The sequence below is a fragment of the Sodalis glossinidius str. 'morsitans' genome (assembly GCF_000010085.1).
Classification (GTDB): Bacteria; Pseudomonadota; Gammaproteobacteria; order Enterobacterales; family Enterobacteriaceae; genus Sodalis; species Sodalis glossinidius.
In genome coordinates, this window is sequence record NC_007712.1 from 680,801 (window position 1) to 706,777 (window position 25,977).

Annotated in this window: 15 protein-coding genes, 1 tRNA gene and 12 pseudogenes; 19 read left to right on the plus strand and 9 right to left on the minus strand. The window is 57.6% G+C overall.

The window, feature by feature from the left end; translation table 11 throughout:
* The first annotated feature begins 61 nt into the window (after window positions 1–61).
* The 3 genes from nlpI to SGP1_RS03580 all read left to right on the plus strand — a co-directional run bounded on the left by nlpI (window position 62) and on the right by SGP1_RS03580 (window position 2,994).
* On the plus strand, window positions 62–949 hold the full coding sequence (gene nlpI / locus SGP1_RS03575; RefSeq protein WP_011410245.1) for a lipoprotein NlpI: 888 nt from the start codon (window positions 62–64) through the stop codon (window positions 947–949).
* 111 nt (window positions 950–1,060) lie between these two features.
* Window positions 1,061–1,114: a protein YrbN gene (gene yrbN, locus SGP1_RS36095; protein WP_424141152.1), complete on the plus strand. Its 54-nt coding sequence runs from the start codon at window positions 1,061–1,063 to the stop codon at window positions 1,112–1,114.
* Window positions 1,115–1,125: 11 nt separating this feature from the next.
* Window positions 1,126–2,994, plus strand: a complete 1,869-nt coding sequence (locus SGP1_RS03580) for a DEAD/DEAH family ATP-dependent RNA helicase (RefSeq protein ID WP_011410246.1) — start codon at window positions 1,126–1,128, stop codon at window positions 2,992–2,994.
* A gap of 159 nt (window positions 2,995–3,153) precedes the next feature.
* On the opposite strand, the pseudogene SGP1_RS03585 reads toward SGP1_RS03580, so the two are convergent.
* From SGP1_RS03585 to SGP1_RS03595, 3 pseudogenes are all read right to left on the minus strand, one after another.
* A pseudogene (locus tag SGP1_RS03585) lies at window positions 3,154–4,125 on the minus strand (luciferase-like monooxygenase).
* Window positions 4,126–4,454: 329 nt separating this feature from the next.
* Window positions 4,455–5,324 (minus strand): annotated as a pseudogene (locus SGP1_RS03590) (U32 family peptidase).
* A 14-nt stretch (window positions 5,325–5,338) separates the two neighbouring features.
* Window positions 5,339–6,261 (minus strand): annotated as a pseudogene (locus SGP1_RS03595) (peptidase U32 family protein).
* A 290-nt stretch (window positions 6,262–6,551) separates the two neighbouring features.
* Between SGP1_RS03595 and ubiT the strand changes: the two are divergent.
* Both ubiT and SGP1_RS03610 read left to right on the plus strand, forming a co-directional pair.
* Window positions 6,552–6,887: pseudogene (gene ubiT / locus SGP1_RS03605) on the plus strand (ubiquinone anaerobic biosynthesis accessory factor UbiT); the annotation flags it as partial.
* Between the two features lie 50 nt (window positions 6,888–6,937).
* A complete protein-coding gene (locus SGP1_RS03610) occupies window positions 6,938–7,447 on the plus strand; it encodes a GNAT family N-acetyltransferase (protein ID WP_011410249.1) in 510 nt (169 codons plus the stop codon).
* A 68-nt stretch (window positions 7,448–7,515) separates the two neighbouring features.
* Here SGP1_RS03610 and SGP1_RS03615 read toward each other — a convergent pair whose 3' ends face one another.
* The 5 genes and pseudogenes from SGP1_RS03615 to rsmC form a co-directional block, all read right to left on the minus strand.
* Window positions 7,516–7,839, minus strand: coding sequence for a GIY-YIG nuclease family protein (locus tag SGP1_RS03615; protein ID WP_011410250.1), 324 nt, complete (start codon window positions 7,837–7,839; stop codon window positions 7,516–7,518).
* Window positions 7,840–8,165: 326 nt separating this feature from the next.
* Window positions 8,166–8,686, minus strand: a pseudogene (locus SGP1_RS03620) (type 1 glutamine amidotransferase domain-containing protein).
* A gap of 377 nt (window positions 8,687–9,063) precedes the next feature.
* Window positions 9,064–9,449 (minus strand): annotated as a pseudogene (locus SGP1_RS32625) (GGDEF domain-containing protein); the annotation flags it as partial.
* A gap of 588 nt (window positions 9,450–10,037) precedes the next feature.
* Window positions 10,038–10,124, minus strand: a tRNA-Leu gene (locus SGP1_RS03630).
* A gap of 158 nt (window positions 10,125–10,282) precedes the next feature.
* Entirely contained in the window at window positions 10,283–11,335 is a 1,053-nt protein-coding gene (rsmC, locus tag SGP1_RS03635; protein WP_011410252.1) for a 16S rRNA (guanine(1207)-N(2))-methyltransferase RsmC, read from the minus strand.
* A gap of 112 nt (window positions 11,336–11,447) precedes the next feature.
* Between rsmC and SGP1_RS03640 the strand changes: the two genes are divergently transcribed.
* The 11 genes and pseudogenes from SGP1_RS03640 (at window position 11,448) to deoD (ending at window position 21,560) form a co-directional block, all read left to right on the plus strand.
* Window positions 11,448–11,861 (plus strand): DNA polymerase III subunit psi, encoded by a 414-nt coding sequence (locus tag SGP1_RS03640; RefSeq protein ID WP_011410253.1) that lies wholly within the window; start codon window positions 11,448–11,450, stop codon window positions 11,859–11,861.
* On the plus strand, window positions 11,830–12,273 hold the full coding sequence (gene rimI, locus SGP1_RS03645) for a ribosomal protein S18-alanine N-acetyltransferase (RefSeq protein ID WP_011410254.1): 444 nt from the start codon (window positions 11,830–11,832) through the stop codon (window positions 12,271–12,273). Before SGP1_RS03640 ends, rimI begins: the two co-directional genes overlap by 32 nt.
* A gap of 121 nt (window positions 12,274–12,394) precedes the next feature.
* Window positions 12,395–13,984 (plus strand): peptide chain release factor 3, encoded by a 1,590-nt coding sequence (prfC, locus tag SGP1_RS03650; RefSeq protein WP_011410255.1) that lies wholly within the window; start codon window positions 12,395–12,397, stop codon window positions 13,982–13,984.
* 560 nt (window positions 13,985–14,544) lie between these two features.
* A pseudogene (osmY, locus tag SGP1_RS03655) lies at window positions 14,545–15,158 on the plus strand (molecular chaperone OsmY).
* A 145-nt stretch (window positions 15,159–15,303) separates the two neighbouring features.
* A complete protein-coding gene (locus SGP1_RS25415; protein WP_011410256.1) occupies window positions 15,304–15,465 on the plus strand; it encodes a DUF1328 domain-containing protein in 162 nt (53 codons plus the stop codon).
* Window positions 15,466–15,529: 64 nt separating this feature from the next.
* Window positions 15,530–15,720 (plus strand): annotated as a pseudogene (locus tag SGP1_RS32630) (CsbD family protein).
* A 326-nt stretch (window positions 15,721–16,046) separates the two neighbouring features.
* A pseudogene (locus SGP1_RS03660) lies at window positions 16,047–16,797 on the plus strand (TatD family hydrolase).
* 350 nt (window positions 16,798–17,147) lie between these two features.
* Window positions 17,148–17,927: a deoxyribose-phosphate aldolase gene (gene deoC, locus SGP1_RS03665; protein ID WP_011410257.1), complete on the plus strand. Its 780-nt coding sequence runs from the start codon at window positions 17,148–17,150 to the stop codon at window positions 17,925–17,927.
* Between the two features lie 77 nt (window positions 17,928–18,004).
* Window positions 18,005–19,336 (plus strand): thymidine phosphorylase, encoded by a 1,332-nt coding sequence (gene deoA, locus SGP1_RS03670; RefSeq protein WP_011410258.1) that lies wholly within the window; start codon window positions 18,005–18,007, stop codon window positions 19,334–19,336.
* A gap of 173 nt (window positions 19,337–19,509) precedes the next feature.
* Window positions 19,510–20,733 (plus strand): phosphopentomutase, encoded by a 1,224-nt coding sequence (deoB, locus tag SGP1_RS03675; protein WP_011410259.1) that lies wholly within the window; start codon window positions 19,510–19,512, stop codon window positions 20,731–20,733.
* Window positions 20,734–20,841: 108 nt separating this feature from the next.
* A pseudogene (gene deoD, locus SGP1_RS03680) lies at window positions 20,842–21,560 on the plus strand (purine-nucleoside phosphorylase).
* On the opposite strand, the pseudogene SGP1_RS26530 reads toward deoD, so the two are convergent.
* Window positions 21,477–22,210 (minus strand): annotated as a pseudogene (locus tag SGP1_RS26530) (YtjB family periplasmic protein). The pseudogenes deoD and SGP1_RS26530 overlap by 84 nt on opposite strands.
* A gap of 89 nt (window positions 22,211–22,299) precedes the next feature.
* On the opposite strand from SGP1_RS26530, the gene serB reads away from it, so the two are divergent.
* The 3 genes and pseudogenes from serB to nadR all read left to right on the plus strand — a co-directional run bounded on the left by serB (window position 22,300) and on the right by nadR (window position 25,963).
* Window positions 22,300–23,277, plus strand: a complete 978-nt coding sequence (gene serB, locus SGP1_RS03690) for a phosphoserine phosphatase (protein ID WP_011410261.1) — start codon at window positions 22,300–22,302, stop codon at window positions 23,275–23,277.
* Window positions 23,278–23,338: 61 nt separating this feature from the next.
* Complete coding sequence (gene radA, locus SGP1_RS03695; protein ID WP_011410262.1) at window positions 23,339–24,721, plus strand: DNA repair protein RadA; 1,383 nt, start codon at window positions 23,339–23,341, stop codon at window positions 24,719–24,721.
* Between the two features lie 13 nt (window positions 24,722–24,734).
* Window positions 24,735–25,963 (plus strand): annotated as a pseudogene (gene nadR, locus SGP1_RS03700) (multifunctional transcriptional regulator/nicotinamide-nucleotide adenylyltransferase/ribosylnicotinamide kinase NadR).
* Window positions 25,964–25,977: the final 14 nt, after the last annotated feature.

The following is a 25,977-nucleotide window of genomic DNA, read 5'->3' on the forward strand; positions in this document are numbered from 1 at the left end:
CCTTGTGTTAAGCCGATGGGAGACAGGACGTTCATCCAATGTTTTTCTTCGGGAGTGGGAAATGAGGCCTTACTTGCGCTGGTGGTTCGTTGCAATGGCGTTAATGCTGGCAGGATGCAGCAACAGTGATTGGCGGAGTAAAGATAGCGTTCTGGCCGTCCCTTTGCAGCCGACGCTACAGCAAGAAGTCATCCTGGCGCGTATGGAACAAATACTGGCGAGCCGGGCCCTTACCGATGATGAACGAGCACAGCTATTATATGAGCGCGGAGTGCTGTATGATAGCCTTGGTCTGAGAGCGCTGGCGCGCAATGATTTTTCACAGGCGCTGGCAATCCGACCTGATATGCCGAAAGTTTTCAATTATCTTGGCATATACTTAACGCAGGCGGGTAATTATGATGCCGCCTATGAAGCGTTTGATTCTGTACTAGAGCTTGATCCAACTTACAACTACGCGTATTTAAACCGTGGCATCGCCCTGTATTATGGCGGCCGCTACCGTTTAGCGCAGGATGATCTGCAGGCGTTTTATCGCGACGGCCCAAACGATCCCTTCCGCTCGCTGTGGCTTTTCCTGGTCGAGAAAAAAATCGACGACGGGAAGGCACTTAACGCGCTGCAAAGCCGTTATGTGAGGGCGAATAAAGGGCAATGGGGATGGAATATTGTCGAGTTCTACCTGGGGGACATTAGCGAATCGATGCTGATGGCGCGCCTCAAGGCGGACGCAACGGATAACACTTCGCTCGCCGAGCATCTCAGTGAAACTGACTTCTATTTAGGTAAACACTACCTGAGTCTGGGGGAGAAGAACGCCGCTTCGGCGCTGTTCAAACTGACGGTTGCTAACAACGTGCATAACTTTGTTGAGCACCGCTATGCATTGTTGGAATTGGTGCTTTTGGGCCAAGTGCAAGACGACCTATCAGAATCGGACCAGCAATAGCTGACGAACAAAACTTAAGCAGCCTGCATTCTCTTTGTTTCACCTGCGAGGGTGAGGGCTTGTTTTTTTCGTTATAAATCCAATTTGAGCCGGTTCACACTTTTGATGAAAATGAATGAAAATTTTCACGACGAGGTATGTAGACTGGCCGCCATTAAGAAATGAGGCACGTGTACATGTCTGAAGTAGAAACCTCTTTTGCCGATCTGGGGCTGAAAGCTCCTATCCTTAACGCACTGACCGATCTCGGTTATGAAAAGCCGTCGCCCATCCAGTCTGCCTGTATTCCGCACCTGCTGGCCGGCCGTGACGTATTGGGGATGGCGCAGACTGGCAGCGGTAAAACCGCGGCCTTTTCCCTGCCGCTGTTGCACAATATCAAACCTGAACTGGCCGCGCCGCAGGTGCTGGTTCTGGCACCGACCCGCGAACTGGCGGTACAGGTAGGAGAAGCCTGTGCCGATTTCGCCAAGCATATGAAAGGCGTCAACGTGGTCGCCCTGTACGGTGGTCAGCGTTATGACGTGCAATTACGCGCTCTGCGCCAGGGACCGCAGGTCGTGGTCGGCACGCCGGGCCGTCTACTGGATCATCTGAAACGCGGTACGCTGGATTTGTCCAATTTGAGCGGACTGGTGCTGGACGAAGCCGATGAAATGCTGCGCATGGGCTTTATCGAAGACGTCGAAAACATTCTGGCGCAGGTGCCGGCGGAGCATCAAACCGCGCTGTTCTCCGCCACCATGCCGGAAGCGATTCGCCGCATCACTCGCCGGTTCATGAATGAACCGCAGGAGGTGCGCATTCAGTCCAGCGTGACCACCCGTCCTGATATCAGCCAGAGCTACTGGACGGTTCAGGGTATGCGCAAGAACGAAGCGCTGGTGCGTTTCCTGGAAGCGGAAGATTTCGACGCCGCCATTATCTTTGTGCGCACCAAAAACGCGACGCTGGAAGTGGCCGAAGCGCTTGAGCTTAGCGGTTACAACAGCGCTGCCCTGAACGGCGACATGAACCAGGCGCTGCGTGAGCAGACGCTGGATCGCCTGAAGGATGGCCGTCTGGATATTCTGATTGCCACCGACGTCGCCGCCCGCGGCCTGGACGTTGATCGCATCAGCCTGGTGGTAAATTACGATATTCCGATGGATTCCGAATCCTACGTGCACCGTATCGGCCGTACCGGTCGTGCCGGCCGCGCTGGCCGGGCGCTGTTGTTCGTGGAAAACCGCGAGCGCCGTCTGCTGCGCAATATTGAGCGCATCATGAAGCTGACCATCCCGGAAGTAGACCTGCCGACCGCCGAAGTGCTGAGCACCCGTCGCCTGGCCAAGTTTGCCGCCAAGGTACAAAACCAGCTGGAAAGCAGCGATCTTGATATGTACCGCGCGCTGCTGGCGAAATTGCAGCCGGCGGAAGAGCTTGATATAGAAACGCTAGCCGCGGCACTGTTGAAAATGGCCCAGGGCGAACGTCCGCTGATCCTGTCGCCGGATTCGGTGATTGAACGCCGTCCGCGCCGCGAGTTCTGCGAGCGTGACGAGCGCCGGGAGGGTGGCGAGCGTCCGCCGCGCCGTGAACGTCGTGATGTGGGCGAAATGGATCTCTACCGTATCGAGGTGGGCCGTGATGATGGGGTGGAAGTCCGTCACATCGTCGGCGCGATCGCCAACGAAGGGGATATCAGCAGCCGCTATATCGGCAATATTAAATTATTCGCCTCGCACTCGACCATAGAACTGCCGAAAGGCATGCCGGGTGAAATGCTGTCTCACTTCACTCGTACGCGTATTCTCAACAAGCCGATGAATATGCAGTTTGTCGGTGAAGCGCAGTCGCGCGGCGGCGAACGTCGCGGCGGCCTGGGCACCGGTCGTGGCAACTACAGCGGTGAACGCCGCGATGGCGGCCGCCGCAGCTTCAGCGATCGTCGTGAGGGCGCTGGCGCCGGAGAACGCCGTTTCAGCCGTGACGGTCAGCGTGCGCCGCGCCGCGATGGCGACAGCGCCCCAGCCGGCCGCCGTCGTTTCGGTGGTGATGCATAACGCTGTGCTTTACCGGGCGGCATGTCACCTGCGTGTGCCGGATCGACGGATGCTGGCAGCGTCCCCGGTATGTGCCGAGTGCGTGGGTTCGCGGCGTCCCCGGCATTTGCCGGTTGGCGGCGTCCTCGGCATGTACCGCGCCGCCTGAGCTCGCCGGACTCAGTCTGACAGGTGCTCCCGCACCGACATGGCGATTTTAAAGGAGCGCAGGCGCGCCTGATGATCAAAAATCTGACCGTTAACCATCAGCGCTCGTCGGCGCCGGTGTCTTTCACCAATGCTTGAAGTCCGCTTTTAACCTGCTCAGCATCGCCGACGACTGATAGCCGCAGGGCCTGTTCCACGCCATAATGCTCACCCGGCGACCATAGCACCTCGATATCACTCACCGGCTGCGGCGGGCCCGGCCGGCTGCGGCGCAGGTTGATGCATTGCTGCTGCATCGAGGTGAACAAGAAACGGGCGTCGCGCTCGCTGTCGGCGGCGATCACATTGATGCATACCATGGCATAAGGCTCCGCCAGGGTGCGCGACGGTTTGAAATGCTCGCGGTACAGGCTCAGTGCCTGCCACAACATGTCCGGCGCAAAATGCGAAGCAAAGGCGAAGGGCAGGCCCATCGCCGCCGCCAATTGCTCACTGTAAAGGCTTGAGCCAAGCAGCCAAATCGGAACCTGCAGCCCCTGGCCCGGCACCGTCTGCACCGGTTGGCCCGGTTTCACATCGTCGAAGTAGCCGATTAATTCCTGTACATCATGTGGGAAATTATCCACTTCATTAGCAAGATGGCGGCGTAGCGCCAGCATGGTGCGCTGATCGGTACCCGGCGCGCGACCCAGTCTCAAATCTACCCAGCCGGGGTAGAGCGTCTCCAGGGTGCCGAATTGTTCGGCAATCACCAGCGGCGAGTGGTTGGGCAGCATGACGCCGCCGGAGCCGACGCGCAAGGTCGTGGTGCTGCCGGCAATATGCCCCAGCAATACCGAGGTGGCGGTGCTGGCGATGCCGGTCATATTGTGATGTTCCGCCATCCAATAGCGATGGTAGCCCCATTGCTCGGCGTGGCGCGCCCTGCGGTACCGGGGAAAGATCCAGCACGGAAAATAGAATGGGTGTCTGTTTGGTCAGCATGAGCATACTCATAGGTTGTCTACGCCGTAACTTTGTCAGATAATGATACCCATGAGTATTAACTAAAACATCAGGCAGCGATAACCCATTATTTATTATGGTTATTAGGTATTGCCGACCGCCATCGTCTAGGGTGCTAGGTCTGTTGCCCCCGTGATGTACGACGCCTTGCAGACAATAACACCCTGTTGCCAAGGGATGGCGTACCGTCACGGGGAGGTATAATTTCCTTACCGCAGCGTCGCCGCTACGACTGCACTTATTACCGGCGATGTTTCCATAACGGGGATTGCCCCCTCGCCGGCGTCGTGCTTACGGCATGAGCTGCGTTATTCCACCAGCGCCAGACCCGGGATGCGGCGCCAGTAACCGTTGCAGTCCTTCTGACCTATGAGCGCCGCGGATGATCCCCCTGCTGGTTGGCACGAAACGCCGCCACCAATTCTGGCGTGGACAGATCTTGCGGCGACAGGCGTACCACATCCACCAGACCCGCCATTGATACCTGTTCATTGATGAGATTGTAACAGTAGCCACTCTGGGTTTGGATGCCGTTCAGCACGAAGACCTGCTCCTACGTCATGGCGGGTCTCCCCCGGGGTAGTGAATACAGCAGGTTGCGCACTCATCCTTCGGTCGGTTTTCCGAACGGGTGGTGAAACAAAGTGCCAACCAGGCAAGCGGCAGATGGCCATAGCTGAAAACTTCCACCTCGAAACGATCGCGGATCCCCAGCTACTCGCACTGTGCCAGCGTGTTGCTCAGCCATTCGCGCGACAGTTCGACGGGCATACACCAGCGAACCATGCCCTGTTTGAGCAAAATACGCAACGTGTAGGCGTTATAACAATTCAGGGCCGGGCCGGCGACGAAGGGAAGCTGCTGTTCATACGCCAGCTGTACCGTGCCGAGATCGTGGCCTCGAGGAGAAACTCGCCGTTATCCAGATAACGCTTGAGTTCGGTCAGCTCGGAGGGCGCCTGGATAAGCGCCAGCGTGGAGATAACGATCTGCTTGCCGCTCGGCAGCAGACTTCTGGCCAGCGCCAGCCAGTCGCCGGTTTTCATTAATCGGTGCTTGCTGCAGACGGTTTCGCCAAGATAAAGGATATCGGCCTGACTTGCCGCCGCCTGCTGGTAAAAGGCTTCCAGCGTCTGTTTCGGCCAATAATACAGCACCGGTCCGAGGGAATAGCGCATGGTCGTCTCTCCTGTTACTGCCAGCGGCGGTGGTACGAGCCGAGTGTGGTCTGGACGCCTTTCGACATGGCCGCCAGACGCGAGTGACCTAGCTGACATAGGCGGGACGGGACTGCGCTGGCGGCCTTCAATTTTCACCGAGGCGATGTTGGCTGCCAACAACGCCGGCAGCCGCCGCCAACGTATTCAGACTGGTAGGCTCTTCCAGGGCGTGATAGCGCTGACCTTCCACCAAATAGCGGCCCTTGCACAAGGTCGGATAACCGGCGTTTTCATCCGGCTTGTAGCGGTCAATCAACACATTGTTCAGCCGAGCCTCCATTATTCCGGCGGCGGTTTGCTGCCAGCTGACAAATCGCGCCGGCGAGCAGGCGCCGACCGTGTTGGGCGATTCGCCGGTTAAATAGGAAGAGAGGTAGCAACGTCCCTCGGCCATAATGCACAGGCTGACGAAGGCAAACATCTCCAGCGGAACTGGGCTGACCTGCGCAAGCTGTTTCACCTGATGCATCGACAGCACGCGAGGCAGAACCACCCGCGCCACGTCAAACTGCTTCTGATAAAAGCGGATCGCCACCTGATTGGTGGCGGAAGCCTGCACCGAGACATGACGCTCGAGAGTGGGATAGCGTTCAGCGGCGTAGGGCCAGCATTGCCAAATCCGCGTATCGGCGCCGTTTTGCGCCGCCGTGTCGATCGCGTGCTGCCAGCGGGCGTAACCGTTCGGATGGGCAAACGTGTTAATAGCGATATGCAGCTTGCGTCCATGACGGTGCACATAGCGCTTCGCCTCCTGTAAGCGCTGATCGGTGAAATTAAGGCCGGCGAAATGACGGGTGTTAGTATCGTCCTTCAGGCCGATATACACCGCGTCAGCGCCGTTATCAATCGCCGCCTTGAGTGTCTGTAGGGCACCGGCCGGGCAGAGCAGTTCCATAAAGCTCCTAAGAAGTGGCCGCCTGTTGCCATAGCCGGCAAGGGCAAGAAATTATTCCGGGCCAATAGGCTGAATTCACAGCATTTGCCCCGCAGGCACGCCGGTAATTGTAAATAAGGGCGGAAGAAAGGATTTTGATTTGGGGCAGTTTATGGCGTAATGGCGGGGGGAAAGCTGCGCCGCGGCGGTGGCGAAATCATAACGTTTTTGTGCGAAACATTGATATAGGCCCCTGCGTGCGCCGGCCGCTGTGGCAAAATGGGCAATAACTTTTTTAAGGAGTGAAAACAGTGTGGGATAAACTACGAGCACAGCTGGTGCGCCGGGGGCCATCGCTGTTGCGCTTGCCTATAAAATTGACCCCGTTTGCCGTGCGGCGCCAGGTTCTTGAACAGGTTTTACACTGGCAGTTTCGCTCAGCGCTGGCGGAAGGGGAATTGGATTTTCTTGAGGGCCGCTGGTTGCAAATAGAGGTCGTCGACCTGGGCATTTTCTCGAGCCAGGCCAACGATTTATTGTTGATTGCCGCTGGACGTGAAGATCCGGACACGCTGTTTTTCCAGCCTCGGTTGCGTATCGAAGGGGATACGCAACTCGGTCTTTGGGTCAAAAACCTGCTGGACGCCGGCCTGAAAGAGGACACGATCGCCGCCGACGGCCATCGCGTAACCCACTCTTGCTGATACGAATGGAAATCCCGGTAGACGCGCCGGGCATCGACGGCCTGCTTAAGCGGGCGTTCAATCGGGACCGCGAGGCTGCCTTGGTGCGCGCGCTGCGTGAGGACGGGCTGCTGACCCTGGGCGTGGTGGCGACGGACGACAAGGGCGGGGTCATCGGCTACGCCGCCTATTGCCCGGTGTGGATCGACGGTGAGGATCACAAGTGGGTGGCGCTGGCGCCGCTGGCGGTGGATGGCGCCTGGCGCGGGCAGGGCATCGGCCGCAGTCTGGTCTATGAAGGGCTGGATACGCTTAACGAATTTGGCTACAGCGCCGTGGTCACACTGGGGGATCCCGCCTGGTTTCATCGTTTCGGCTTTGAGCCCGCCGCGCGCTGGCAATTGCGCACGCTCTGGCCCGGTACCGAAGCGGCGTTCCAACTATTCCGATTGGCGGAAAGCGCCCTCGACGGCGTCAGCGGAGAGGTCTCCTGGCCGGCGCCGTTCGCCCATGGCTCGGGTTAACCACGGATTACCCCTTCGGTTGCCGAGCCTTGGCTGCCGCCGGCTGTGCCCCTGGTGTTTGCTGGGTATCAGCGGGCGGGGGCGGATTTTCCTGCTGCGAGGGCGCTGTGCTCTAGCCCAAAATGTGGCAAAGCCTGCTCTTGTAAGGCAACGAAGTGCTCTTTTTGCGCCCGCGACAGTTGCTTTACCCGGTATTCCCAGCGCAGCACTCTGCTGCGATCGCCTGCCGGGCTCTGAAACACCAGCGTCAGCGGGCCCTTACCGCGCAGCGATTTGGCGCCGCCGCCGCGCTGATGTTGGTCTAAACGCCGCTGGACATCGGTGGTAATACCGGTATAAAGCATACCGCTGGCGGTGCGGATGAGGTAAAGATGCCAGAGGGAGCTGCACATCGTTATAATCCCTGAAATGACACGATAAAGGGGCTGCGCCGAGTGTAGCGGAATCCGCCCGCGACTGCCACCGCGCGCAGGTCAGTTCGCCCGCGGGGGGGCTTGGCCTCATAATTTGCGACAGACCATTGCGCTGGCCGAATGCTCGCCGGCAATGGCACGTCGGCGGGTCGTTCCCGCGGGCAAAATGCCTTTCCTCTATACCTCCTGTGCAACAAAGGTTTCCTGCTGGCTGCTGGTAGAGCCTTGCAGTTAAATCGTCCCTGGCGGCAGCCAGGCAAAAAAAGCCCCGGCACGCGGCCAGGGCCTGAAGCAGGCGTTATCGCTTACGGCTTATTCAGGATCCGCAGGGATTCGCGATTAAAAGCCAGTAAATCGTCCGGGGTCCGGCTGGTCACCAGCGTATCGTTATCCACCACCACCTCTTTATCAAAAAAGTCAGCGCCCGCATTCTTCAAGTCCACTACGATCGGTTTCACCGCGGTCATCTTTTTGCCGCGCACCGCATCGGCGCTAATCAGCAATTGCGGGCCATGGCAGATGGCAAAAATCGGTTTGCCGCTGTCGGCAAAGGCACGGGTGAATGCGACAAATCTATTGTCACCGCGCAGCGCATCGGGAGAATGCCGCCGGGCAATAATAGCGCGTCAAACTCCGCCACCTGAACCTCATCAATGCCCTTATCAATTGTGACGGTAGCTTCCCCTTTCTTGCCGGTTACGGTATTGCCCGCCTGTTTCTCGATAGTGACCACCTGGTGGCCGGCCTGCTTATAGGCCTGTGCCGGCGAGGTATATTCGGAATCCTCAAACTCATCGGTAATCAAAACGGCGATCTTCTTGCTCATCATGTCCTCCTTCTGCTATCTAATGGCCTCCACTAAGCCTAGTGCCGGATTGGTCACTCAGCAAACTTAGGAAATATTTTTCATTATAATCAATATATTGCTATTTTCTGTGACTGCTTCGACTCCCGCTGCTGTTTCTGCTTCTATCGCCGCTGCCGCAAGCATCTTTAGCCGGCTGTCAGGCGGATGTTGCCTACCCCGGCGAGGCTGCATGTAATGTGCGCTGGCAACGAGAAAATGGGTTGCCCGCACTGCTTTGGCCGCGATGGCGTCAAGGAGGGAGATGCGTCTCCAGGCAGTGGTGTACAACGCTGCCCTTCCAGGGAGGGTGCCAGAAAAAAGGATGTCCCGCCGAGCGGTCGTGGGCAATTATTGCCCTGATCGGCTGCTGTTAATGACTCATCAATATTGGCGCCGGTCAACAGCGCAATACCAACGCTCAGCGTGACGGTGGTAGAAACTTCCTGATTGAAGAGATGCGGTATTTTCAGGTCCAGTACTGCCTGCCTGACGTTTTCGGCCAAAGCTAGCGCTTCGGTTTCATCAACATCAATAAGCAGCACCAGAAACTCTTTGCCGCCGTAGCGCACGGCAATGTCCCGCGAACGCACGGCGTCGCGTATAGCTACCGCGACGGCGGTAAGGGCTTTGTCGCCCATGGTGTGGCCATAATTATCATTATAGGCTTTAAAATGGTCTATATCCAGCAGCAGATAGTGGCAGCCAGCAACCCTTCAAGTCTGTTGTGCAGCCCGCGACGATTATCGCCGCCGCTGACGGCTGTTATTTATCGCGTTAACCACATAGAAAAGAGAAAATGCGATATTTAGTAACAAAAATAACAAAAGCGACGTGCGAAGCTTGCTTTGGCGGAGCTGATAATAGGTGTTATAAGGTTTGGACATAAACAAACGGTTAAGCCCCGGCTGTGAAAACAAATATTAAATATTGCTGCGAGAAAATGATGGATGGCTGAAAATCGCCAAGCGTTTTTATAACTGAATTTAATTTTTCGCTTCCGGGCTAATTTAGCAGCTTTAGTCGCCAATGTCATTAACTAGGGTCCTTCACAAATGGAATAACATCACAAAAAATGGGAGTCTGCCGCCTGCAAGTCACAGGTCAGCGGCGGTCGTGAAGCCGGCCGAGTCGCCGCGACCGAACGCCTGCGAAACGTTAAGTGTTGGCCGCCACCGTCAGCCTTCTGAACCATTGTGGATCCAAGACAATGCGGTTTGACAAGGCACAGGGAAGGTCACGCAAAAACTACGCCAGCGAAGAGAGCAGTCTGCAGAAGGATAATCAGAAAGCAAGGGGGAAACGTGTGGGTGGAAAACCGACATCTTGACAGTGGTGCGAAGAGAGGGACTTGAACCCTCACGTCCGTTAAGACACTAACACCTGAAGCTAGCGCGTCTACCAATTCCGCTACCTTCGCCTGATACAGACAGCCGCTTAAGGCTATCACCACGGAGGCGGATTTTAGAGGTTTTGGCGTTAAGGTCAATGATTATTTGTGATTTCGCGGGCGTTTGCTGCAAAAAAATACCACGCTCAGCGGGACCCGCGCCACATGACCGCGCGCTACCGCCTGTGTCAGCGGCGTTTAGGACCCTTATCGCGGCTGCGTTTTACCTGATGGATAGCCTGATAAACTTTGAAACGGCCGTTTTGCACCAGCACCTGATGATTGCCGAATACTGCATCAAGCAGATCCGGATAGGGCAAAAAGGCGTTAGCGACAATGCGCAATTCGCCACCGATACGCAGATGGTTAAGCGCGCCGCGAATCAGCGTCTCCGCCGCCTTTAGATTGGTTTGCATACCATCATGGAACGGCGGGTTGGAGATAATCATATCGAAGCGACCGCTGATAGCGGAGTACACATCGCCGGCCAGCACCTCTCCCTGCAGCCCATTGACCGCCAGGGTGGCGCGGCTGGCCGCCAGCGCCGGCGCATGGGCATCACTGAGCGTTAATTGCACTCCCGCCGCCCCTTTCGCCAGAACGGCCGACAGGACGCCGGTGCCGCAGCCGATGTCGGCCACATGGCCCTGAAACGGCCGATCAAACGTCGACAATAGCAACTGGCTACCGTTGTCTAGCCCGTCACGGCTGAAAACGCCCGGCAGGGTTTTTATCACCACATCCTCAAGCTGGTAGGATTGCCAAAACGCCTCGGCATCGAAACGGGGCTGCTGAACAAGCTCGCCGTGATACAGCCCGCAGCGCCGGGCGCTATCGATTTTAGCCAGCGGGCACCAGGCTGCCAGCATCGGTTCGGCGCTGCGCACGCCGCTGCGGTTTTCCCCCACCACAAATACATCGCAGCCCAACGGCAGCAGCGATAGCAGATTGGTCAATTGGAACAGCGCTTCCGGCTTGTTTTTCGGCCAGTAATAGATCAGCGTGTCGCACCCGCCGCCCAGCGCGGCGTCCGCCACCAGGCCGAATTGCACCGCCTGCTCGCCTAGCGCGCGCGCCAGCGTCTGCCGATGGTGAAACCAGGCGGTATGCACCTTAACACTCCGCGCCTCAAGCCGGGCCGGCAGCAAATCCTGCACGTCGCCTGCGATCACGACCTGTTTATCTGAAAATGTATCCTGATGCCGGAGTATGACTTCACTGGCGGGGATTAAAGCAGACATGCGACAAACGCTCCTCATTAAATCGAGCAGGGAGTATAGTGCTTTATTGCCCTGGGTTCGATGGGTTTGGTAGCATAGCGGCGCGGAATCATGGCCGCCCATGGGAATAACGATGACGACAAGGCGCGACTGGCAATTACAACAGCTCGGCATTACGCAATGGACGCTCCGGCGCCCGGCGGTATTGCAGGGTGAGGTTGCGGTCAAATTGCCGGATCAGATTCGTTTGTTGCTGGTGGCCGACCCGCTGCCGCCGGTGGATCATCCCTTGGTGGTCGATGTGGCCCGCAGCATGGCGCTGACGCCGGCGCAGCTTTATGGGGTGACGCCGGAGCAGGTGGTGATGTTGCCTGACAGCGTGCGCTGCCATTGCTGGTGGCTTGGGCTGGAAGCCACGCGCGATTTTGCCGGCATATCTTTCCACACGCCGCCGCTAGCGGCGCTTTCACAGGACGCTGGCGCGAAACGCGAGCTATGGCACCGGATAAGTGATAATGAACACGGTATTACCGCTGCTGCCGGCTGATTTAACCGAAGCCTGGCACATTGAACAGGCCAGCCACGCCTTTCCCTGGAGCGCCAAAACCTTTGCAGGCAATCAAGGCGATCGCTATCTCAATTACAAGCTGTGCGTGGGGGATCTCATTGTGGCTTTCGCAATTACCCAGACGGTGCTGGATGAAGCATCGCTGTTCAATATTGCCGTCCATCGCGATTTTCAGCGCCAGGGGCATGGCCGGGCGTTGCTGAACCATCTTATAGCCGAACTGGAACAGCGTCAGGTGCTCACGCTGTGGCTGGAAGTGCGTCAGTCCAATGCACCGGCTATCGCCCTGTACCGCGCGCTGGGTTTTAATGAAGTCTCGGTCCGGCGCCATTATTATCCCACGGCAGACGGCCGCGAAGATGCGGTAATTATGGCCTTGCCGCTGGGCTGACGCCCGTGCCGACCGGGGTGCTATCAATGCCTCCCCACACCATGTAGAATCTGCAACAGCAAATTCCGTTTAGACCTAATTTGTGGCGTGCGTCAGTCGTATGCCCCTCGAGAAAGTGACCATGAAGAACGAACTTTACGCCGACGAGATTGCGGCACGGCGCACCTTTGCGATTATTTCGCACCCCGATGCTGGTAAAACGACGATTACTGAAAAAGTGCTGCTGTTCGGACAGGCGATACAAACCGCCGGCACCGTTAAAGGCCGCGGCTCTAACCAGCACGCAAAATCCGACTGGATGGAAATGGAAAAGCAGCGCGGTATCTCCATTACCACCTCGGTGATGCAATTCCCTTACCGCCAGGCGCTGGTCAATCTGTTGGATACCCCGGGGCATGAAGACTTCTCCGAGGATACCTATCGTACCCTGACGGCGGTGGACTGCTGCCTGATGGTGATTGACGCCGCTAAAGGGGTTGAGGATCGGACCCGCAAGCTAATGGAAGTCACCCGCCTGCGCGACACGCCGATCCTGACCTTTATGAATAAAGTGGACCGCGATATTCGCGACCCGATGGAACTGCTGGATGAGGTGGAAAGCGAGCTGCGCATTGCCTGCGCGCCGATAACCTGGCCTATCGGCTGCGGCAAGCTGTTCAAGGGCATCTACCACTTGGCGAAGGATGAAACTTACCTCTACCAGAGCGGCCAGGGCCATACCATTCAGGCTGTGCGGGTAGTGAAAGGGCTGGACAACCCCGAGCTGGACCAGGCGGTGGGCGAGGATCTGGCCGCGCAATTGCGCGAAGAGCTGGAACTGGTGCAGGGCGCCTCTCATCCGTTTGATGAACAGGCTTTCCTGGCGGGGGAGCTGACGCCGATCTTCTTCGGCACTGCGCTGGGTAACTTTGGCATCGATCATATGCTCGATGGCCTGGTGGCATGGGCGCCGCCGCCGATGCCGCGTCAGACCGACGTGCGGGTGGTGAGCGCGCGAGAAGAAAAATTCACCGGTTTCGTGTTCAAGATCCAGGCCAATATGGATCCGCGGCATCGGGACCGGGTGGCGTTTTTACGCGTCGTGTCTGGCCGTTATGAGAAAAGCATGAAATTGCGCCAGGTGCGAACCGGCAAAGACGTCGTCATCGCCGATGCGTTGACCTTCATGGCGGGAGACCGTTCCCATATCGAGGAGGCCTACGCCGGCGATATTATTGGATTGCACAATCACGGTACTATCCAGATTGGCGACACGTTCACACAGGGCGAAGAACTGAAATTTACCGGCATTCCCAATTTCGCGCCGGAATTGTTCCGCCGTATCCGCCTGCGCGATCCGCTCAAGCAAAAACAATTGCTCAAAGGGTTGGTGCAATTGTCGGAAGAGGGCGCGGTACAGGTGTTTCGTCCGCTGGCCAATAACGATCTCATCGTCGGCGCGGTCGGCGTACTGCAATTTGATGTGGTCGTGGCGCGGCTGAAAAGCGAATACAACGTGGAAGCGCTGTACGAGCCGGTCAACGTTTCCACCGCCCGCTGGGTGGAGTGCGGCGACGCCAAAAAGCTGGAAGAATTCAAGCGAAAAAATGAACTCAATCTGGTCCTCGATGGCGGTGATAATCTGTCTTACATCGCGCCGAGTATGGTTAATCTCAATCTGACCCGGGAGCGCTATCCGGATATTCAGTTCCACAAAACACGCGAACACTAATCCCGCGCTGCACCCGCCGCCTGGCCGGCGTGATGCGTCAGGGCGCCGGCATTAATATCCTTATGTTATCCATGGTAGCGGTGGCGATTCCAGCCCTGTTTTGCCCGCAGCGCGTGTGCCTCCGTCGTCCGCTGGCTTCCCCCTTGCGGTAGATTACCGCCTCCCGGAAAGTTCCTAAATCCTTGCTTCTGCTTTTAATTCGACGATTTTCTTTTCCCTGAGCATGCAAATTACCCGTGGTGGTCTATAGTTAAATTGTCACTGACGGAGCGGTTAATTAAGCTAATAAATCCGGTGAAGTCAGAGAAATTTGCTGTTAAGAGTCGTGACGACAGGCTGTTATTGTCCGCGGCTCTCAGGATGGAATAAGGCCAATAGGAGAGAAGACCGCAGCAACGGTGATTATCACCTGATATTTTTTTAATGAAGCTCACTGCAAGGTTGCAGGACGCGGAAATTGTTGAATGCCTGACCGCCTTATTGCGCGGCGGCAGATTATTCAAGCTACAGTTGTGGTGTATCGCCCAGGCATTGGGTGGAATGATAAAAGGAAAACATCGATGAATAAGAACAAGATTGCACAATCGCTCACGGCTATCGTACAGGGTTCAGTCCTGGCCGGCGCAACCGCAATGGCGGACACTTCCGTGACGCAGGAGGCCAAATCTGCGGCCAATACCACGGGGCAGAAAATCGATAGCTCCATGAAGTCAGCGTTGGGGTTATGGGCGATAGCGCCATTACCGCAAAAGTAAAAAGCGCGCTGGTGGGCAATGATGCCGTCAATAGCAACTATATTTCCGTCGAGACCAATCAAGGAGTCGTTACGCTGAGCCGTTTTGTCGCGAACCAGAGCCAGGCGGAAAAAGCGGTCGCCTCTGCTCGTAATGTCAAAGGCGTGAAATCCGTTAGCGACAAACTGCATGTTAAAGAAACTAATAACACTTCGGTTAAAACCTACGCCAGCGACGCGGCGATCACCAGTAAAGTGAAGGCAAAATTCCTGGCGGATAAGAGCGTGCCGTCGCGCATGATTAAGGTTGAAACTACCGACGGTATCGTGCAGTTAAGCGGTAAAGTCGAAAATGCTGCGCAGATAACCTGTGCAGAAAGCGTTGCCAAGGCGGTTGATGGCGTGAAGAGCGTCAAAAACGATCTCACCTCCGGCCAATAAGGTGTAACACGAGAGAACGGTAACCGCGGTGAGTTGGCGGTTAAAGGATCTAAAATAGCCGGTAAAGTAAGAGGAAGAGGGAACCGCTCCTTCTTCCCTGGTTACACAAAAGTTGTCATTCCATCATTTGGGTAAGGAGAGGCTTATGTTTCGTTGGGGCATTATTTTTCTGGTTATTGCCTTGATTGCAGCTGCATTGGGGTTTGGTGGTCTGGCGGGTACAGCAGCCTGGGCCGCGAAAATCGTATTCGTCGTGGGTATTATCCTGTTCCTGATAAGCCTGTTCACCGGCCGTCGCGGCAGGTAGTGTTGCCTATGAAACCAGACTGGCCTTCGGGCCAGTACTTTTGAACGGTTTTACGGAGAGGCTTATGAATAGCGACATCGTGGTTGGAAAATGGAAACAATGGAAAATACAGATGTGATTATTGTGGGTAGAGTGGTTTGACAGTGACTGTGCCTGGGTTGCGGGAAGCAATGATTACCTCTCCGGCGTTTACAGGAAGATTACGGTAAAGCGATGAATCCGGACTCTTATCACCCCGATAAGCCCTGTCATTAAGCCACCGGCACGATGTTCAAAATCCCGTCATTCCGCCACCGGCAATAATGTTTACCATACGGGTAGCGGCCATGCGTTTCTCTCTATCGTCTTACCCGGATTTTCCAGCGCTGTACTCAGATTCCCTATCACCCCCCCTTACTGCCCTGCCGCTATCAGCAATCGTAGCCGCTTGTATTGCGTCCGTTAACGGTATAGCGGCGGCCTGGCTCGTTGATTTTCCGCGCCGGCTGGCGTTTTGTCACCGCGGGCGATGCGTTATGTTATAAGCTGTAAAAGGAAAGGTTAGGGCGGCTGATGAAACGCCGCTGAAAACAGGGGCGCTAATGCACCAACCGCGCTTTATCGACACCCATTGTCATTTTGATTTCCCGCCGTTTTCAGGCTAGGAGCAGCAAAGTTTACAACTGGCGGCGGTGGGAGTTGAGCGCATTCTGGTGCCGTCCGTGGCGGCAGAAAGATTCGCCGGCGCGCTGGCGCAGCGTTACCCGATGCTGCATGCCGCGCTCGGTCTGTATCCCATTGCCATCGATCGGCATCAGGATGAGGATGTCGACCAATTACAGCAGCAGTTGCACCGGCATCGTGCTACCCTTGCGGCAGTCGGGGAAATCGATCTGGATACTTATATGCCGTAGCCGCAACTGCCGCGTCAGCTATCGTTATTGACGGCGCAACTGTGTCTGGCGGCGCGCTACGATTTGCTGGTGATACTGCACTCCCGCCGTACCCACGACCTGCTGGCCAAGCTGTTGTGGACCCTAACAGCAGGTGGAGATGTTTGTTCGGCTGGGCTATTATCTCGGCGTCGGTGGAACCATTACCTATCCCCGCGCCAGCAAAACCCGTGACTTCATGGCCCGACTGCCGTTGGCATGTCTGTTGCTGGAGACCGATGCGCCTGATATGCTGCTGTCCGGTTACCAGGGGCAGCCTAACCGGCCAGAGCGCATCCACCTAACGTTTGCCGCGCTGCGCGAACTGTGCCCCGAGCCGCCGGTGGTGATTGCCGATACGCTATATCAAAATAGCCTGCGTCTGTTTGGACTGCCGGCGCATGGCGCCGGCGCGGCATAACAAAACGGGTCATCCCCACCAGCGCGGGTACGTGTTGGCCCGGCGCACGCGGCAGTGCAGTTGCAGCATGATTTCCGTGTTGTGGCGCATAAAACGCGATAATGCAGCAGCTTATTTCACATAAATATGAAAAAATAGCGTCAGCGCAATATGGGGAGAGCACAATGCCCCGTGCATTGGATAACGGCGCGGCGAGAGGGAGCTATGACGCCCGCGGTCTGCATGGCCGGCGGGTAGCTCTTCATGGAACCAAGTCCGCTCGCCAACCTCGTTGCGTGTGAACACTCGTCTGTTCCGCGCGCTGTTTGCAGATTCGCTCCAGGGCGAAAAACGGTAAGTTGGAGAGTACAATGAATCAATTAACCCTTGCGGCCCAGCGCGCGCTGAGCCTCATGGATCTGACCACCCTGAACGATGACGATACCGATGAAAAGGTCATCGCCCTTTGCCGCCAGGCCCACACCCCCGTGGGCGACACCGCGGCGGTGTGTCTTTATCCGCGTTTCATTCCCATTGCTCGCCAGACGATTGACGCTCAAGGCAGCACGGCGGTACGTATCGCTACCGTGACCAATTTTCCCCACGGCAATGACTGCCTGAAAACCGCGCTGGCGGAAACCCGCGCCGCTATTGCCTATGGTGCGGATGAAGTGGATATCGTATTCCCCTATCGGGCGCTTATTGCCGGCAATGAACACATCGGGCTGGAAATGGTGAAAGAGGCCAGCGAAGTGTGCCGCGCTCGGCAGGTGCTGCTGAAGGTAATTATCGAGAGCGGCGAACTGCGCCGGCTGGATCTCATCCGCCGCGCGTCGCAGCTGGCGATTGCGGGTGGCGCGGATTTTATCAAAACTTCCACCGGTAAAGTACCGGTGAACGCCACCCTGGAAAGCGCCGGCATTATGCTAACCACTATCGTGGAGGAAGGCGCTGCCGAACGGGTAGGGTTCAAAGCCGCCGGCGGCGTGCGCACCGCCGAAGAGGCCGCGGCCTATCTGGCCCTTGCCGATGAGATTATGGGAGAGGGCTGGGCTGATGTGCGCCATTTCCGCTTCGGTGCCTCCAGTCTGTTGGGCAGTCTGCTGACGGTCCTGGGCCAGGAAGCGCAACCTGACGCAAACGGGTATTAAGCCGTGACGGTGCGCCGCCGCGGCGGCGCATGCCATTTATCGGGCTGTGGCCCGCTTTGCTTTGCAGAGGGGATACTGTGTTTCTGGCACAAGAAATTATCCGTAAAAAGCGGGATGGCGAGCCGCTGAGCGACGAAGAGATTCGCTTTTTCATCAATGGGGTATACGATAACACCGTCTCGGAGGGCCAAATCGCAGCGCTGGCGATGACCATCTTTTTCCACGATATGGATTTGCAGGAACGTGTGGCGTTGACGCTGGCGATGCGCGACTCCGGCCATACTCTGGACTGGCGCCGTGAGGCATTGGGCGGGCCGGTGGTGGATAAGCATTCTACCGGCGGCGTGGGCGATGTCACCTCGCTGATGCTCGGGCCGATGATCGCCGCCTGCGGCGGTTTCGTACCTATGGTCTCCGGGCGCGGACTCGGGCATACCGGCGGCACGCTCGATAAACTGGAGGCCATTCCGGGGCTGGCGATTTTTCTGGACGACGATGCCTTCCGCTCCCAGGTAAAACAGGTCGGGGTGGCGATTATGGGGCAGACCCACTCGCTGGCGCCGGCGGACAAGCGCATTTATGCTACCCGCGATATTACCGCGACGGTGGATTCGATCCCGCTTATCACCGCCTCGATTCTGGCGAAAAAGCTGGCGGAAGGGCTGGATGCGCTAGTGATGGACGTCAAGGTAGGCTCCGGCGCCCTGATGCCCACCCTTGCGGGCTCGGAAGCGCTGGCGCAGGCTATTGTCGGCGTTGCCAACGGCGCGGGCTGCAGGACGATCGCGTTGCTGACCGATATGAATCAGGTCCTGGCCTCCAGCGCCGGCAACGCCCTGGAAGTGCGCGAAGCGGTCCGGTTTCTGACCAACGACGAACGCAACCCGCGGCTGTTCGAGGTCACCATGGCGCTGTGCAGCGAAATGCTGATGATCGCCGGCCTGGCGCACAGTGAGGACGCGGCGCGCACGGCGCTGGTGCGGGCGCTGGACAGCGGCGAGGCGGCGGAACGTTTCGGCCGGATGGTGGCGGTGCAGGGTGGCCCGGCGGATTTTGTCCAGCGTTATGATCTTTACCTGCCGGTGGCGACGCTCAGCAAACCGGTCTTTCCGGCCGGAGAGGGGTATATTCGCAGCATGGATACCCGCGCGCTGGGTATGACCGTTGTGGCGTTGGGCGGCGGCCGTCAGAGGGCCAGAGACGCCATTGATTATAGCGTTGGTCTCACCGAGATGGCGCGGTTGGGAGACTATGTCGACGCCAACACGCCGCTGGCCGTAGTCCATGCCGCCAGCGAGGAAAGCTGGGCGCGCGCGGCCGAGGCGGTACGCGCGGCCATCCAACTGGGGGACGTGGCGCCACAAGCGTTACCGGTGGTTTATCGCCGTATCACCGCGGCGGCCGATTAACCGCCCGCCCCCATAGTACGTAAACGGCAGGCGTGGTATCTCCCGGCGTGCGAGAGACGGCGGCCGGTGGGTCGGTCAACTTTTTATTGCGGGAACGGCGTATGCCGCTCCCCTCAATGGTGGTAATGGCGCGGCCGATGGGTCGGCATATCGCCGCAAGCAGGAGAACAATGATGCAACGTGTATTCATCATGGTACTGGATTCTTTTGGTATCGGGGCGGCAGAGGACGCCGATAAGTTCGGCGATCGCGGGTCGGATACCTTGGGGCATATCGCTGAACGCTGTGAGCGCGGCGATGCCAATCACGGGCGCAAAGGGCCGCTGAAGCTGCCTAATCTGACGCGCCTCGGCCTGGCTAAAGCCGCTGAACAATCCACAGGACGCTTCCCGGCGGGACTGGATAAGCAGGCGGAAATCGTCGGTGCCTACGCTTATGCCAGCGAGATTTCCTCTGGCAAAGACACGCTGTCGGGACATTGGGAGATAGCGGGCGTGCCGGTGCTGTTCGACTGGGGCTATTTCCCCGCGGTGGAAAACAGCTTTCCGCCGAAGCTCCTGGAGGCGTTGGTCGCCCGGGCGGGCCTACCGGGTTTTCTCGGCAATTGCCACGCCTCTGGGACGGTGATCCTTGACCGACTGGGGGAGGAGCATATGCGCACCGGGAAGCCGATTTTTTACACCTCGGCGGATTCGGTGTTTCAGTTAGCCTGCCACGAAGAGACGTTCGGGCTTGAGCGCCTGTACTCGTTGTGTGAGATTGCGCGCGAGATTCTGACCGATGGCGGTTACAACATCGGCCGCGTCATCACCCGGCCTTTTGTCGGCGCGAAAGCCGGCCAGTTTGAGCGCACCGGCAACCGGCACGATTTAGCGGTGCCGCCGCCGTCAGCGACCATGTTGCAAAAACTGGTGGAGGAGAAAGGCGGGACGGTGGTGTCGGTCGGCAAAATCGCCGATATTTATGCCCAGGTGGGCATCAGTAAAAAGGTGAAGGCCACCGGCCTGGACGCCTTGTTTGATGCGACGGTGCGGGAGATGGACGCGGCGGGGGAGAATACGCTGGTGTTCACCAATTTCGTTGACTTCGATTCCGCTTACGGCCACCGGCGGGATGTCGCCGGCTACGCGGCGGCGCTGGAGCTGTTCGATCGCCGTTTACCGGAGCTGATGTCGCGGGTGCAAGGCAATGATATCTTGATCCTCACGGCCGATCACGGCTGCGATCCCACCTGGCACGGGACCGATCATACCCGTGAACATGTGCCGGTTCTGATTTACGGACCGACGGTTAATCCGGGTTTTTACGGTCATCGCACCACCTTCGCCGACATTGGCCAGACGGTGGCGCGCTACTTCGGCCTCTCGCCGATGGACTACGGCAAGGCGATAATGTAGGCCTTGCACGGAGGCGTCAGGCTTCGCGCTGGCGCCGGTATTGGATTTCGCCGCTGGCCTGCCGGGCCGGCGGTTGGTTTTTAACATTCACACAAAAGGAAAGAGAGTATTGCAACGTTGCATATTAACGCTGAGAGGGGCGATTTCGCAGAGGTCGGGCTCATGCGGGCGACCCGTTGCGGGCGCAGCATATTGCCAACACCTTCCTCGCCGATGCCCGGGAAGTTAATCAGGTGTGCGGCATGCTGGCCTACACCGGCAGCTACAAAGGTCGCGCGGTCTCGGTCATGGGGCACGGCATGGGCATTCCGTCCTGCTCGATTTATACCAAAGAGCTAATCACCGATTTTGGCGTCAAACAGATCATTCGCGTCGGCTCCTGCAGGGCTATCAGAAGCGATGTCCACGTGCGGGATATCGTTATCGGCTTGGGCATCAGCACCGACTCCAAGGTGAACCGCATACGCTTTAAAGATCATGACTTCGTCGCCATTGCCTATTTCGACTTGGTGCGCAATGCGGTAGATTCCGCCAAGGCCGCCGGTATTCCGGTGCGTGTGGGCAATATCTTTTCCGCCGACCTGTTCTATACGCCGGATCCGCAGATGTTCGATGTCCTGGAAAAATACGGCATTCTGGGCGTGGAAATGGAAGCCGCCGGGATCTATGGCGTCGCGGCGGAATTTGGCGCCTGCGCGCTGGCGATCTGTACCGTATCCGATCATATCCTTAGCGGTGAAGCCTTAAGCGCGGCCGATCGCCAAACCACCTTCAACGACATGATTGAAGTGGCGCTGGAATCGGTCTTGCTGGGCGATGCGCGCTAACGCCGCCCCAGGGGGCCTCGGGCGGCTTAATGTCGTCTGTGGGGCGCGCGTCGGCGTCCTCTTCCCCACGTCGTTCCGCCAGCGGCTGCGGCGGTTTTGCAGCAGCGTGCGCGCCAGGATGATACCGATGGCGAGCGCCAGCATCATCATCAGGCGCAGCAGATTGGTGGTATTGTCCACCTGTTTGGCTTCGATCTCTAATGAGTGGGTATCCAGCGTCAGGCGGACGAAACCGCTGGGGCCCTTATTATCTTCAATCGTCCGCACAGCTGATGGTTGAAGAATCTGCCCGCCCGCTGATTGCCGATAGCCAACCGGTCGCGTACGCTGATGTTTTCGCCGGCGCGGGCCACCAGACTGCCGTCCATGTTGTACACGCTGGCGTCGAGAATGCGGCTGTTTTGCGTTAATCGATCCAGCACCTGTTTGATCGGCGCGCTGTTGTCGTCGCGGCCGGCCATTAGCGGCGCCAGCTCGCCGGTAACCTGGCGAATCAGCGTATCCGCCAACTCTTCCACCTGCGCCGAACGGGCCATTTGGTGGCTCAGGCTGAAATAGGTCGCGCCCTGCATTAACGCCACCAGCAGCGCGACGCAAATCAGCACGATAACCGTGCGGTGCAAACGGAATGAGAGTCTGGCGCGGGCCATAGGTTTCCTTTCTCTTCAGATTCGTCGACGATAGGATAGCTTGTTGCGCGTTGAGAACGGCGGTTGAACATCTTCCTACAGGAGTTAAAATGCCCAATAGTCTGACCTACTGCGATCTGCCCGAGGGTATTTCACACTGGCCGGGTTTGCCTTTGTCATTAAGCGGCGACGAAGTAATGCCGCTGGATTACCGAGCTGGCCATACCGGTTGGTTATTATACGGCAAAAATCTGGATAAACAGAGTCTGTCGCGGTATCAGCGCGCGCTGGGCGCGGCGATGGTGGTGGTTTCCGCCTGGCAAATCGATGATTATCAGGTAGTGCGTCTGGCGGGATCGCTGACGGCGCGCGCTACGCGGCTGGCCCATGAGCACGAGCTGGACGTGGCCCCCTTTGGCAAAACGCCCCATTTGCGCGCGCCGGGCCTGCTGATTATGGATATGGACTCCACGGCGATACAAATCGAGTGCATCGATGAGATAGCCAAATTGGTGGGGGTCGGCACGGATGTGGCGGCGGTGACCGAGCGGACCATGCTCGGCGAACTGGACTTCACCGCCAGCCTGCGTCAGCGGGTGGCGACCCTAAAAGGCGCCGATGCCGATATTCTGCGTCAGGTGCGTGAGGTGCTGCCGCTGATGCCCGGTCTGACCCAACTGACCAAAAAGCTGCAAAGTCTGGGGTGGCATGTCGCCATTGCCTCCGGCGGCTTTACCTATTTCGCCGAATTGTTGCGCGACAAGCTGCGTTTGGTTTCCATCGCCGCCAATGAGCTGGAGATCCACGATGGCCGTCTGACCGGCGAAGTGGTGGGGGACGTGGTCGATGCCGGCTACAAGGCGCGCGAGCTGGCGCGCCTGGCGGATAAGCTGGCTATCCCTATCAGCCAGACGGTGGCGATTGGCGACGGTGCAAATGATTTATTGATGATACAATCAGCGGGGCTGGGCATTGCGTTCCACGCCAAGCCGAAGGTCAATGAACAAAGCAAGGTGACAATCCGTCACGCCGATTTGCTGGGAGTGCTGTGCATCCTGAGCGGCAATCTCAAACACGATGAACGCTGAGCTTGCCCGCCGGCGACCGCGGTCGCGGCGTGCGGCGCGCCATGTCTTGCCGAGGTAATGTGTGGCTAAAGCGGTAAAGCGCGCTTTTGTATGTAATGAATGCGGTGCGGATTATCCGCGCTGGCAGGGACAATGTACCGCCTGCCATGCCTGGAATACCATCACCGAGGTGCGCATCGCGTCCACTCCGGCGGCGGCGCGCAACGAGCGGTTTAGCGGCTACGCCGGCGATAGCGGCGTAAGTAAAGTTCAAAAGCTCTCTGAGATAAGCCTCGAAGCGCTGCCGCGCTTTTCCACGGGTTTTAAAGAACTAGACCTCGTGCTGGGCGGTGGCATGGTGCCGGGCAGCGCCATTCTGATCGGCGGCAGCCCGGGCGCGGGGAAAAGTACCCTGCTGCTGCAAACGCTGTGCAAGCTTGCCGTCGGCATGAAAACTCTGTACGTCACCGGCGAGGAATCGCTGCAGCAAGTGGCGATGCGTGCGCATCGGCTCGGACTGCCCACCGACGAACTGAACATGCTGTCGGAAACCAGTATCGAACAGATTTGTTTGACCGCCTCGCAGGAAAAACCGCGCGTGATGGTCATCGACTCGATTCAGGTAATGCACATGGCGGATGTGCAGTCTTCGCCGGGCAGCGTCGCCCAGGTGCGGGAATCTGCCGCCTATCTGACGCGTTTCGCCAAAACCCAGGGGGTGGCGATCATCATGGTCGGTCACGTAACCAAGGACGGCACGCTGGCGGGGCCAAAAGTGCTGGAGCATTGCATCGACTGCTCTATTATGCTGGACGGCGATTCCGATTCCCGTTTTCGCACGCTGCGCAGCCATAAAAACCGATTCGGCGCGGTGAATGAGCTTGGCGTATTCGCCATGACCGAGCAGGGTTTGCGCGAAGTCAGCAATCCATCGGCGATTTTTTTGAGCCGCGGGGAAGAGATGACGCCCGGCAGCAGCGTGATGGTAGTCTGGGAGGGCACCCGCCCGCTGTTGGTGGAAATCCAGGCGCTGGTGGATCACTCGATGATGTCCAATCCGCGCCGGGTGGCGGTTGGCCTCGAGCAAAACCGGCTGGCTATCTTGCTGGCGGTGCTGCACCGCCACGGCGGGTTGCAGATGGCGGATCAGGATGTGTTCGTCAACGTGGTCGGCGGGGTGAAAGTGAGCGAAACCAGCGCTGATCTGGCGCTAATGCTGGCGATGGTGTCCAGTCTGCGCGACCGAACCTTGCCGAAGGATCTGGTGGTCTTCGGCGAAGTGGGGCTGGCGGGCGAGATCAGGCCGGTCCCGAGCGGGCAGGAGCGCATCACCGAGGCCGCCAAACATGGTTTTCGCCGCGCCATCGTGCCTCAGGCCAATGTGCCGAAAAAGGCGCCGGAAAATATGCAGATTTTCGGCGTGAAAAAACTGGCCGATGCGCTGGCGATACTGGAAGAACTCTGACGTTGAGGAAGGTATGTCGTCGTTCAATTATTTGAAAAGCTCCATTAAACAACAAGGATGCACCCTACAGCAGGTGGCGGACGCCTGCGGCGTAACCAAAGGTTACCTTAGCCAGCTGCTGAACGCCAAAATCAAAAGTCCGAGCGCCCAGAAGCTCGAAGCCATCCACCGTTTCCTCGGGCTGGAGTTCCCCCGCCGGCAAAAAACGGTCGGGGTGATCTTCGGCAAGTTTTATCCGCTGCACACCGGCCATATCTACTTGATTCAGTGGGCCTGTAGTCAGGTTGATTAGCTGCATGTGATCCTCAACTACGACGATCAGCGCGACCTGCGGCTGTTCGAGGACAGCGACATGTCCCAGCAGCCCACGCTCAGCGACAGGCTGCGCTGGCCGTTGCAAACCTTCAAGTATCAGAAAAATATTCGTATTCATGCCTTTAATGAACAAGGAATGGAGCCTTATCCCCACGGCTGGGATGTCTGGAGCTGGGGCGTCAAGGGTTTCATGGACGATAAAGGCATCGAGGCGGATTTTATTTACTCCAGCGAAAAACAGGATCTTGAGCACTATCGTGAACATTTGGGGATTGAAACCGTGATTATCGATCCGGATCGTTCCTTTATGTCCATCAGCGGACAGCAAATCCGTCAGGATCCCTTCTGCTATTGGGAGTATATTCCAACGGAAGTCAAACCCTTCTTTGTCCGCACCGTCGCGCTGATTGGCGGAGAGTCCAGCGGTAAGTCCACCATGGTCAATAAGCTGGCCAATATCTTCAATACCACCAGCGCGTGGGAATACGGCTGGGATTACGTGTTTCCCACCTCGGCGACGACGAAATGGCGCTGCAATATTCCGATTACGATAAAATTGCGCTGGGTCAGGCTCAGTTTATTGATTTTGCAGTGAAATATACCAATAAAGTGACTTTTATCGATACGGATTTTGTCACCAGCCAGGCGTTTTGCAAAAAATATCACGGCCGGGAACATCCCTTTGTGCAGGCGATGATCGACGAATACCGCTTTGATTTAGTGATTTTGCTGAAAAACAATACGCCCTGGGTCGCCGATGGTTTGCGCAGTCTCGGCGCGCCGATGGACCGCGATGCGTTTCAGCACTTGCTGGAGGATTTGCTGCACGTCAATCAGATCCCTTACGTGCGCGTCGATGTGGCGGATTACGATCAGTGCTTTTTACAGTGCATTACCCTGGTGAAAGAGCTGCTGGGGGAGCGCTGACGGCATTTCCGGCA

Bases quoted from the DNA above. Each gene is read 5' to 3' on its own strand.
- deoB (WP_011410259.1), top strand. From the start codon at position 19,510: ATGCAACGTGTATTCATCATGGTACTGGATTCTTTTGGTATCGGGGCG.
- SGP1_RS03580 (WP_011410246.1), top strand. From the start codon at position 1,126: ATGTCTGAAGTAGAAACCTCTTTTGCCGATCTGGGGCTGAAAGCTCCT.
- rsmC (WP_011410252.1), bottom strand. From the start codon at position 11,335: ATGTCTGCTTTAATCCCCGCCAGTGAAGTCATACTCCGGCATCAGGAT.
- prfC (WP_011410255.1), top strand. From the start codon at position 12,395: ATGAAGAACGAACTTTACGCCGACGAGATTGCGGCACGGCGCACCTTT.
- SGP1_RS03640 (WP_011410253.1), top strand. From the start codon at position 11,448: ATGACGACAAGGCGCGACTGGCAATTACAACAGCTCGGCATTACGCAA.
- nlpI (WP_011410245.1), top strand. From the start codon at position 62: ATGAGGCCTTACTTGCGCTGGTGGTTCGTTGCAATGGCGTTAATGCTG.
- SGP1_RS03615 (WP_011410250.1), bottom strand. From the start codon at position 7,839: ATGTGCAGCTCCCTCTGGCATCTTTACCTCATCCGCACCGCCAGCGGT.
- rimI (WP_011410254.1), top strand. From the start codon at position 11,830: ATGAACACGGTATTACCGCTGCTGCCGGCTGATTTAACCGAAGCCTGG.
- serB (WP_011410261.1), top strand. From the start codon at position 22,300: ATGCCCAATAGTCTGACCTACTGCGATCTGCCCGAGGGTATTTCACAC.
- deoC (WP_011410257.1), top strand. From the start codon at position 17,148: ATGAATCAATTAACCCTTGCGGCCCAGCGCGCGCTGAGCCTCATGGAT.
- SGP1_RS25415 (WP_011410256.1), top strand. From the start codon at position 15,304: ATGTTTCGTTGGGGCATTATTTTTCTGGTTATTGCCTTGATTGCAGCT.